Raw genomic sequence first — 9,258 nt, 5'->3', positions numbered from 1 at the left:
CGCCGTCGGTCTCGCCGGCGTGGCGCGCGCGCAGGCCCCCGGCGAGGTCAAGGTCGGACTGATCGTACCGCTGTCGGGCATCTACACCCGCCCTGGTCAAGTGATGAAGATGGGCGCAGAGATGGGCATCGAGCACATCAACGCGCAAGGCGGCATCAAGGCGCTCGGCGGCGCCAAGCTGAAGCTCGTCGTGATCGACTGCGGCGACACCACCGAGAAGGCCAAGAACGCGGCACAGCGCATGGTAGCGCAGGAGCCCGATCTCGTCGCCGCCACCGGCTCCTATCTCTCCTCCTTCACGCTGGCAGTGACCGAGGTGACCGAGCGCGCCGAACTGCCGGTGCTGACGCTGTCTTATTCCGACCTTTTGACCGACCGCGGCTTCAAATACATCTTCCAGACCGCGGCGACCGCGAGCCGCCAATCCGAGCTCGGCCTGCCGACGCTGATGAAGCTCGCCGAGAATGCCTCGGGCAAGAAGCCCAAGACCGTGGCGATGTTGATGGACAACACCGCGACGTCAGTCGCCACCGCAAAGGCGCTCAAGGAGAAGCTGCTCGCGCAGGAAGGCCTCCAGCTCGTGGTCGAGGAAGTCTGGACCCCACCGCTGTCGGATGCGACGCCGCTGATCCAGAAGGTTCGCTCGGCCAAGCCCGATCTGCTGCTGTTCATGCCGAATGCGGTGTCGGACGCCAAGCTCGGCCTCGAGAAGATCAGCGAGTTCGGCCTCGGCCAGGGCAAGATTCCGACCGTGTCCTTCAGCATCACCATTGCCGAGCCCGACATGCTGCAAAGTGTGAGCCCGGAGACGGTGCAAGGCATCATGACCATCGTCGCCAACTGGGGCTCGAAGGGCCACGAGGCCCTGATCGCCGAGCTCAAGGCCAAATACAAGGAGCCTTGGATGACGCAGAACGTCATCTCGACCTATGGCGACATGTGGCTGATGAAGGAAGCGCTGGAGAAGGCCGGCAAGGCCGACCGCAACGCTGTCGCGCAGGCCTTCCGCACCTTGGATGCCGGCCCCTCCAAATATTATCCGGGCGGCCAGCTCAAATTCGACGAGAAGGGCCGCCGCGTCGGCGCCGGCGTCGTCATCGTGCAATGGCAATCGGGCGTGCCCGTCACCGTTTATCCGCCCGAGCTCGCGCAGGCGCAGCCGTTTTGGCCGAAAAAATCCTGACAGCGTCGCGCGATTTTTGAGGGAGGAGAATTGTCATGACTGCAAACAGCAAGATCTCGATCACCCGGCGAACGCTGCTCGCCGGCGCCTCCGGCACGCTGATCGCATCCCGCGCTTGGGCGCAGCAGCCACCGGAGGTGAAAGTCGGCCTGCTGGTGCCGATCTCCGGGCTCTATGCCCGTCCGGGAACGGTGATGCGCGAAGGCGCCGAGATGGCGATCGATCACATCAACGCGCAAGGCGGCATCAAGGCGCTCGGCGGCGCCAAGCTGAAGCTGGTCGTGCTCGATTCCGGCGACACCACCGAGAAGGCCAAGAACGCGGCGCAGCGCATGGTGGCGCAGGAGACCGATCTGGTCGCGGCCAGCGGCGCCTATCTGTCCTCGTTCACCCTCGCGGTGACGGAGGTGACCGAGCGCGCCAGCCTGCCCATGCTCACCCTCTCCTACTCCGACCTGATCACCGAGCGCGGATTCAAGTACGTATTCCAGACCGCGGCCACTGCAGGCTCGCAGGCACGGCAAGCGTTGCCCCAGATCGTCAAGCTGGCGGAGACGGCCGCAGGCAAGCGGCCGAAGACGGTCGCGATCCTGACCGACAACACAGGGGCCTCGATCGCCTCCGCCAAGGCGATGCGCGAGGGCCTGCTGGCGGAGAACCAGCTGCAGCTGATCGTCGACGAGACGTTCACACCGCCGCTGGCCGACGCAACCTCGCTGGTGCAGAAGATCCGTTCGGCCAAACCCGACCTGCTGTTCTTCCTGCCGACCGTGATCTCGGATGCAAAGCTGCTGCTGGAGAAGATGAACGAGTTTGGCCTCGGCCAGGGCAAGATTCCGACGATCTCGTTCGGCATCGCGATCGCCGAGCCCGACATGCTGCAGACCGTCAGCGCCGAGCTGCTCCAGGGCGTCTTGACCTGCGTCGCAAGCTGGGGCGCCAAGGGCCACGAGGCCCTCATCGCCGAGTTGAAGACCCGCTACAAGGAGCCGTGGATGACGCAGAACGCGATCTCCACCTATGGCGACATGTGGGTGATCAAGGACGCGCTGGAGAAAGCCGGCAAGGCCGATCGCGTCGCCGTGGGCGAAGCGCTGCGCACCATGGATGGCGGCCCCTCGAAATATTACCCGCTGGGCGAGATCAAGTTCGACGAGAAAGGCCGCCGCGTCGGCGCCGGCATGACCATCGTGCAGTGGCAGGCCGGTGTGCCCGTGACAGTGTTCCCGCCCGAACTGGCGCTCGCAAAACCATTCTGGCCGAAGAACTGACCAACGCCCGAACAAGAAACGGAGAACAAGATGGACAAGGCGACCTACGACCGCGGCCTCGAGATCCGCAAGAGCGTGCTCGGCAACGAGTTCGTCGACAAGGCAATCGCATCCGCGGACGAGTTCAACCGCCCGATGCAGGACCTCACCACCGAGTATTGCTGGGGCTACGTCTGGGGCCGTGAAGGCCTGACGCGGAAGACCCGCAGCTTCCTCAATCTGGCGATGCTCTGCGCGCTCAACCGTCCGCATGAGCTGAAGACACACATCCGCGGCGCGCTCGCCAATGGCGCGACCCGGGAGGAAATCCGCGAGGTCTTCATGCAGGTCGCGATCTATTGCGGCGTGCCGGCCGGTGTCGATGCGTTCCGAAACGCGAAGGAAGTCTTCGCCGAGCTCGACAAGGCATAACGGAGCGTGGCTGCGATGAAGGGCAAATGGGCGCTCGTGACCGGTGCGACCGCAGGCCTTGGCCTCGCCATGGCGGAAGGCCTGGCCGGCGCGGGCGCCAACATTGTCCTGCACGACCTCGCTCAGCCGAAACAGGTTGCGGATGACCTTCGCGCCCGCTTCGGCGTCGAAACGATCGCGGCCGGCGTCGACCTGTCCCGCCGCGAGGCGATCGAGGCCATGATGGCGGACCTGCTCGACCGTTGCGGCGCCATCGACATCCTCGTCAACAACGCGGTCATCAGGCATTTTTCAGCAATCGAGCAGTTTCCGCCCGATCGCTGGGACGAGGCGCTGGCCGTCAACCTCTCGGCGCCGTTCCACCTCATTCGCCTGACGCTGCCGGCGATGAAGCAGCGCGGGTGGGGCCGGATCATCAACATGGGGTCGATCTATTCGACCCGCGCGGTCGAGGACCGCATCGACTACGTCACCACCAAGACGGCAATTCTCGGCATGACCCGCGCGGTCGCCATCGAGACGGCGCGCAGCGGCATCACCTGCAACACGCTCTGCCCCGGCACGCTGCCGACGCCGGCCATCCTGGACAAGATCGCAACGATGGCGGAGAACAGCGGCCGTCCCGTCGCCGACGTCACGCGCGACTATCTCGGCGAGCGCCAGCCGACGCAGCGCTTCATCGAAATGGACGCCGTCGCCGCCATGGTCGTCTTTCTCTGTGGTCCCGCCGCAAACGACATCACCGGCGCCAGCCTGCCGATCGACGGCGGCTGGTCGGTCGCATGAGAGCATTGGAATGGGAGTGCTGCGATGACTGAACCATCTGGCCAAACCGTCGTGCTGACGGGTGCCGCCGGCGGCATGGGACGCGCCATCACCAAGGCGCTGCTGGACAGCGGCCGCCGCGTCGTGCTGGTCGACCGCGACGCCAAGGCTCTTCAGGAGCTGGCAGCTCCGGCAGGCAACGCGGTGTTTCCGATCCAGCTCGACGTCAGCGATGCAAACGCCGTCGATCGCCTGCCCGATGCCATTCCCGCTCATTTCAAGCCGGTCGACGTTCTCATCAACAATGCCGGCCACGACATCGGCGGCCGGACACGCTTCGACATTGGTTCTGCGGACGACTGGTCCAACATCATCCAGACCAATCTGATCGGCCTGATGCGTGTCACGCGCGCGATCCTGCCCGGCATGGTCCAGCGCAACGCCGGTCATGTCGTCAACATCAGCTCCATCAACGCGGTCCGGATCGTGCCTGACATGGCCGCCTACAGCACCAGCAAGGCGGGCGTGCACATGTTCACCGAGACCCTCCGGGGCGAGCTGGCGGAAACCGCAATCCGTGTGACCGAGCTGCAGCCCGGCCTGACCCGGACCAACATCATCCTGACCCGCTACCGCGGCGATCAGCAGAAGGAAAAGGACTATTTCGACCAGTTCAGGATGGCGCTCGATCCGGCCGATATCGCCCGTTCGATCGTCTTCGCCCTCGACCAGCCCGCCCACGTTCAAATTGCCGAAATGATGATTCTGCCTGTAAATCGATATTGAATCATTCAAACCAAGGCCCGGACATGGAAAGACGTCGCGAATTGCAGTCGACACTCCGCATCGAGGACGTCCCGACCGTCCGGGCGATGGTGGCGCAAAAGCTGCGCGCGGCGATCATGTCGGGAACGCTGAAGCCGGGCCAGCGCCTGGTCGAGCGCGAGCTCTGCGAGATGATGGGCGTCAGCCGCCCCTCGATCCGCGAAGCGCTGCGTGCGCTCGAAGCCGACGGGCTGGTCAACACGGTCCCGCACCGCGGCCCCGTGGTTTCCACGATCAGCCTCGAAGAGGCGCGGCAGCTCTATGCCGCACGCGCGGTGCTTGAAGGCTTCGCCGGCCGCGAATGCGCCAGGCTGCATGACCCGGAAGTCGCACGCCGGATCGGGGACGCCCTGACACGCCTGAAGGCCGCGGCGGCCAAACAGGATCTCATCGGGTGTCTCGAGGCCAAGACCGACTTTTACGCCGCGCTGATCGGTGGCTGCCGCAATGCCTTCATCGAGCGCGCGCTCAAACCGCTCCACGACCGGATCCAGCTGTTGCGGATCACCTCGATGTCGCAACCGAAGCGGATCAACAAGAGCCTTCGCGAGGTCACCGCGATCTGGCGTGCGATCCAGAACGGCGATGCGGATCTCGCCGAGCGCTGCTGCGTCGACCACATCAACGCAGCTGCGGTGGCCGCGCTCGACATGATCGAAAAATCGTCGGCGGCCAAGGAGGCGGCGCCTTCCGACGACTGAGAAATGCCGCCAGGGAGTGTTCGATGAAGTTTCTCGTACGATCGCTGATCCTGTTCCTCCTGCTCTGCCCTCGCGATGCGGCGATCGCGGACGACTACCCCGCCCGGCCGGTCACGGTCATCGTGCCGTTCTCCGCCGGCGGTCCCGGCGACGTCATCGCACGCATCCTCGGCAGCGCCATGAGCGCGACACTGAAACAGTCCATCGTCATCGAGAATGTCGTCGGCGCCGGCGGCACGCTCGGCACCAACCGCGTCGCCAAGGCCGCCCCCGACGGCTACACGGTGCTTCTGATGCATGTCGGCCAGGCCACCGCGCCTTCCCTCTACGCCAAGCTGCCGTTCGACCCGGTCGGCGATTTCGCCCCGATCGGGCTCGTCACCGACGTCCCGATGATCCTCGTGGCGCGACCGAACTTTCCGGCCAAGGATCTCAGCGATCTGGTGACGACCATTCGCAACGCCGGCGACAAGATCACCTTCGGCAATGTCGGTCTCGGCTCGGCTTCGCAGCTCTGCGGCCTGATGTTCATGAGCGCCACCGATACCAAGCTCACCCCGATCTACTACAAGGGCGGCGGACCGGCGCTGAACGACGTCATCGCCGGCCATATCGACGTCTATTGCGATCCCGCGACCGGACCGACGCCCTATATCCAGGCTAACACGATCAAGGGCTACGCGATCACCAGCAAGACGCGCGTGGCGACGTTGCCCGGCGTGCCGACCTCGGCGGAAGCCGGCGTTCCCGCGTTCGACGTGACGACGTGGTATGGTCTCTACGCGCCGAAGGGGACACCGAAACCCGTGATCGACCATCTCGTGGGCGCGCTGCAGGCGGCGCTGAAGGATCCCGCCCTGATCAGCCGCTTTGCCGAGCTCAGCATGGCGCCAGTCGAGCCCGAGCGTGCGACGCCGGAAGCGCTCGAGGCATTCCTGAAAGCCGAGATCGACAAATGGGGACGGATCATCAAAGCGGCCGGAATCGAGCCGCAATAGGCTTGCGTCGATGCGACTGGCGAGCTTTGGCCAGGTCGCACAAATCCAGTGCGGCGGAATCGACCGCAAAGACGCAATCCCGGGGATTGCGTCTCGAAAACTCAATGATTTCAATGAGAGAAAGGGCCTTGGTGCGCTCGGAGGGACTCGAACCCCCACGATTTTACTCACTGCCACCTCAAGGCAGCGCGTCTACCAGTTCCGCCACGAGCGCTTTGGGGATGCCGGCCTGAGGCTTGAGGGCCGGCCGGATCAACGGCGCCGATCTAACAAATCCATCAGAGGGGTACAAGCCTGCAAAGGCCCTGAATTCCACAAGCTTTGCAGGAAAGTTCGGGCCCCTCGCCCGAATCGGCATTGACCGGGGTGTCCGGGCCGCTACCGCGTGCCCAGGCCGCTACCGCGTGCCCGGTGAGCGCGGTAGCATCTGCTTGACCTCGACCGCGATCCGATTGCGGTCGACCAGGACGACGCCGGAAGCGACCGGCAGATTATTGGCCAAAACCTTGACCTCGTCGGCCTCGGTTGCGTCCAGCTCGATGATGGCGCCGCGGGAAAGACGTAATACTTGATGGATCGGCATGGTGGTCGTCCCGAGGACGACCATGAGATCCACGGTAACTTTATCGAGGGTGGGCACTGTCAGGACCGCCGCAACTTGAGACTGGCATTTGCTCCCGAGATGATCACCACGTTATGGTTAGCCAATGGTTAATTCGCCTCAAAACCCCCGCCAAAACCAGCGTCAAGAGCTCGATTTGACGTCGTTCTCCGCCGTAGGCGGCGAGCCCGTCGAGTGGCGAATCTCGGACGCACCGGTGCCCTATGCCGAGGCGGTGGCCGCCATGGAAGCCCGGGTCGCCGCCATCGCGGCCGGCGAAGCCGCCGAGCTGGTCTGGCTGCTCGAACACCCCTCGCTCTACACCTCCGGCACCTCGGGCAAGGCCACCGACCTGCTCGATCCCCGATTCCCGATCTTCGCCACCGGACGGGGCGGCCAGCTCACCTATCACGGGCCCGGCCAGCGAGTGGCTTATGTCATGCTGAACCTCAAGCGCCGGCGGCCGGACGTCCGGGCCTATGTCGCGAGCCTGGAGGAGCTGATTCTGCGCACGCTCGCCGCCTTCAACGTCCGCGGCGAGCGGCGCGAGGACCGGGTCGGGGTCTGGGTCAAGCGGCCCGACAAGGGCGAAGGTTACGAGGACAAGATCGCGGCGATCGGCGTCCGGCTGAAGCGCTGGGTCGCGTTCCACGGCATCGCGATCAATGTCGAGCCGGAGCTATCACATTTCGCCGGCATCGTGCCGTGCGGCGTCACTGACGCCCGCTACGGCGTCACCTCGCTGGTCGATCTCGGCCAGCTCGTGACCATGGCCGACGTCGACGTCGCGCTCCGGCAGGCGTTCGAACAGCTTTTCGGCCCGACCCGCGCGCTGCTGCCGGAAGCGGCCGCCTGACGCTTCCGCATGCTTCACGGAATCGGCTATGTTCGATTCCGGTGCCGCCCACGCCTCCCCCCTCCGCCGGGAAAGCAGACCTCATGCCGGGCGACGAGATCATCGACCGACTGTTCGAGCGCCAGGCATAAGGAGGGATTGCGCTTTTCGCTCGCAATGGGAGGTTTGACGATGAGACTCTCTGCGCCGATCTATCATCTGAAGCGACGCGCGAGGCGCCTGTGCCGCGAGGAAGGCATTCCGCTGCACGACGCTCTCGACCGCGTTGCCACGACGGAAGGATTCTCCGCCTGGAGCATGCTCGCCGCAAAAGCCGCCGCGCTGACGCCCGCCAGCAGGCTATTCCCGCAATTCCACCCCGGTGACCTCGTGCTGGTCGGCGCGCGGCCCGGACAGGGCAAGACGCTGATGAGCCTCGAACTTGCGGTGGAGGCGATGAGGTCGGGCCATCGCGCCGCGTTCTTCTCGCTCGAATATACCGAGAAGGACGTCTTGGATCGCTTACGCGCGATTGGCGTGGAGCCGGCGCAATTCGATGAACTATTCGAGGTCGATTGCTCCGACGCGATCAGCGCCGATTACGTCGTCAAGCAAATGGCCGCGGCGCCCCGCGGCACGGTCGTGGTGATCGACTATCTGCAACTGCTCGACCAGCGGCGAGAAAATCCCGACCTCTCCGTCCAGGTGCGCGCGCTGAAGTCGTTCGCGCGCGATCAGGGGCTGATCGTCGTCTTCATCTCGCAGATCGATCGATCCTACGATGCTTTGGCGAAGCCCTGCCCCGACCTCAGCGATGTCCGCTTGCCGAACCCGCTGGACTTGAAGCTGTTCGACAAGATGTGCTTCCTGAACAATTCCGAAGTCCAGTTCCGCGCGGCGAGCTGACGATAAGGCCGCGGGTGAGATGGCTCGCCCGCGGCCTGCTGCCTCACGCCGCCTTCAGCGACACCTCGAGCTTGCCGGCGATATAGCGGCGCTCCTGGGTCAGGCCGCCAAAGCCGTAGGCATCACCCTTGACCTCGTCGACATGGAGATAGGTCTCGGGATGCAGCGGGCCGAGAATCTCGGCCATGCGCCTGAACATCGCGGCGAGATAGGCTGCCTTCTCGTCCTTGGTGTTGGTGCCTTCGGTGACGTGGATGTCGATCCAATAGCTTGCAAGCTTCTGCTCGGCCAGCGACTTGCCGCCGGCGAACCAGTCATCGGCATCGACCGGCTTGACGATGATGGCAGTCACCTCAGGATCCTTGTGCAGGATTTTTGCGGTGAGCTCGGACACGGCGCTCGCGATGTCGGCCTTCAGCGAGGGCGACTGGCGGGAGGTGGTGTAAGCCACGGTGATCAGGGGCATTGTCGTTCTCCTCAACATGTCGCGCGATTTGCGCGGCGTTGGTGAGAAGCTAGACCTCCGCTCGTCATTTTTGTATCTTATCTCTGTTGATACCAGTGATAAGAAATCATAATGACGACAGCCACACTCGACATCGCCACCATCAAGGCCTTTCTGCTGGTCGCCGACCTCCAGAGCTTTACCCGCTCCGCCGAAGCGCTCGGCACGACGCAGGCCGCCGTCAGCCTCAAGCTGCAACGGCTGGAGACGGTGCTGGGCAAACGCCTCGTCGAGCGCTCGCCGCGCGCGGTCCGGCT

At 64.5% G+C, this 9,258-nt stretch carries 12 protein-coding genes and 1 tRNA gene; 10 read left to right on the top strand and 3 right to left on the bottom strand.

The window, feature by feature from the left end; translation table 11 throughout:
* The 7 genes from MOV75_RS16985 to MOV75_RS16955 all read left to right on the top strand — a co-directional run.
* Positions 1-1,183 (top strand): ABC transporter substrate-binding protein (locus tag MOV75_RS16985; protein WP_247006234.1); only part of this gene is annotated, 1,183 nt, incomplete at its 5' end.
* A 35-nt stretch (positions 1,184-1,218) separates the two neighbouring features.
* The gene (locus MOV75_RS16980; RefSeq protein ID WP_246930912.1) at positions 1,219-2,454 is read left to right on the top strand and encodes an ABC transporter substrate-binding protein; all 1,236 of its coding nucleotides are present in this window, start codon (positions 1,219-1,221) and stop codon (positions 2,452-2,454) included.
* 30 nt (positions 2,455-2,484) lie between these two features.
* Positions 2,485-2,865 (top strand): carboxymuconolactone decarboxylase family protein, encoded by a 381-nt coding sequence (locus MOV75_RS16975; RefSeq protein ID WP_246930911.1) that lies wholly within the window; start codon positions 2,485-2,487, stop codon positions 2,863-2,865.
* Between the two features lie 15 nt (positions 2,866-2,880).
* Positions 2,881-3,651: an SDR family oxidoreductase gene (locus tag MOV75_RS16970; RefSeq protein WP_247006235.1), complete on the top strand. Its 771-nt coding sequence runs from the start codon at positions 2,881-2,883 to the stop codon at positions 3,649-3,651.
* 24 nt (positions 3,652-3,675) lie between these two features.
* Positions 3,676-4,416, top strand: coding sequence for an SDR family oxidoreductase (locus MOV75_RS16965; RefSeq protein WP_246930909.1), 741 nt, complete (start codon positions 3,676-3,678; stop codon positions 4,414-4,416).
* Positions 4,417-4,439: 23 nt separating this feature from the next.
* Positions 4,440-5,156 (top strand): GntR family transcriptional regulator, encoded by a 717-nt coding sequence (locus MOV75_RS16960; protein ID WP_247006233.1) that lies wholly within the window; start codon positions 4,440-4,442, stop codon positions 5,154-5,156.
* Positions 5,157-5,179: 23 nt separating this feature from the next.
* Positions 5,180-6,154 (top strand): tripartite tricarboxylate transporter substrate-binding protein, encoded by a 975-nt coding sequence (locus tag MOV75_RS16955; protein ID WP_246930937.1) that lies wholly within the window; start codon positions 5,180-5,182, stop codon positions 6,152-6,154.
* A gap of 129 nt (positions 6,155-6,283) precedes the next feature.
* On the opposite strand, the gene MOV75_RS16950 is transcribed toward MOV75_RS16955, so the two are convergent.
* Positions 6,284-6,368, bottom strand: a tRNA-Leu gene (locus MOV75_RS16950).
* A gap of 183 nt (positions 6,369-6,551) precedes the next feature.
* Positions 6,552-6,794: a FliM/FliN family flagellar motor switch protein gene (locus MOV75_RS16945; RefSeq protein ID WP_018647371.1), complete on the bottom strand. Its 243-nt coding sequence runs from the start codon at positions 6,792-6,794 to the stop codon at positions 6,552-6,554.
* A 67-nt stretch (positions 6,795-6,861) separates the two neighbouring features.
* On the opposite strand from MOV75_RS16945, the gene lipB reads away from it, so the two are divergent.
* Positions 6,862-7,611, top strand: coding sequence for a lipoyl(octanoyl) transferase LipB (lipB, locus tag MOV75_RS16940; protein WP_246930940.1), 750 nt, complete (start codon positions 6,862-6,864; stop codon positions 7,609-7,611).
* Between the two features lie 171 nt (positions 7,612-7,782).
* Positions 7,783-8,496, top strand: a complete 714-nt coding sequence (locus MOV75_RS16935) for a DNA helicase (protein ID WP_246930942.1) — start codon at positions 7,783-7,785, stop codon at positions 8,494-8,496.
* A 43-nt stretch (positions 8,497-8,539) separates the two neighbouring features.
* Here MOV75_RS16935 and MOV75_RS16930 read toward each other — a convergent pair whose 3' ends face one another.
* On the bottom strand, positions 8,540-8,962 hold the full coding sequence (locus MOV75_RS16930) for a 4-oxalocrotonate tautomerase family protein (protein ID WP_246930944.1): 423 nt from the start codon (positions 8,960-8,962) through the stop codon (positions 8,540-8,542).
* A gap of 111 nt (positions 8,963-9,073) precedes the next feature.
* Between MOV75_RS16930 and MOV75_RS16925 the strand changes: the two genes are divergently transcribed.
* Positions 9,074-9,258 (top strand): LysR family transcriptional regulator (locus MOV75_RS16925; RefSeq protein ID WP_247006232.1); only part of this gene is annotated, 185 nt, incomplete at its 3' end.

Source organism: Bradyrhizobium sp. PRIMUS42 (assembly GCF_023006515.1).
In the GTDB taxonomy this organism is placed as follows: Bacteria; Pseudomonadota; Alphaproteobacteria; order Rhizobiales; family Xanthobacteraceae; genus Bradyrhizobium.
The sequence above is the reverse complement of the archived record's forward strand: the minus strand, read 5'-3'. Positions and strand labels throughout refer to the sequence as shown.

Bases quoted from the DNA above. Each gene is read 5' to 3' on its own strand.
- MOV75_RS16980 (WP_246930912.1), top strand. From the start codon at position 1,219: ATGACTGCAAACAGCAAGATCTCGATCACCCGGCGAACGCTGCTCGCC.
- MOV75_RS16975 (WP_246930911.1), top strand. From the start codon at position 2,485: ATGGACAAGGCGACCTACGACCGCGGCCTCGAGATCCGCAAGAGCGTG.
- MOV75_RS16970 (WP_247006235.1), top strand. From the start codon at position 2,881: ATGAAGGGCAAATGGGCGCTCGTGACCGGTGCGACCGCAGGCCTTGGC.
- MOV75_RS16965 (WP_246930909.1), top strand. From the start codon at position 3,676: ATGACTGAACCATCTGGCCAAACCGTCGTGCTGACGGGTGCCGCCGGC.
- MOV75_RS16960 (WP_247006233.1), top strand. From the start codon at position 4,440: ATGGAAAGACGTCGCGAATTGCAGTCGACACTCCGCATCGAGGACGTC.
- MOV75_RS16955 (WP_246930937.1), top strand. From the start codon at position 5,180: ATGAAGTTTCTCGTACGATCGCTGATCCTGTTCCTCCTGCTCTGCCCT.
- lipB (WP_246930940.1), top strand. From the start codon at position 6,862: ATGGTTAATTCGCCTCAAAACCCCCGCCAAAACCAGCGTCAAGAGCTC.
- MOV75_RS16935 (WP_246930942.1), top strand. From the start codon at position 7,783: ATGAGACTCTCTGCGCCGATCTATCATCTGAAGCGACGCGCGAGGCGC.
- MOV75_RS16930 (WP_246930944.1), bottom strand. From the start codon at position 8,962: ATGCCCCTGATCACCGTGGCTTACACCACCTCCCGCCAGTCGCCCTCG.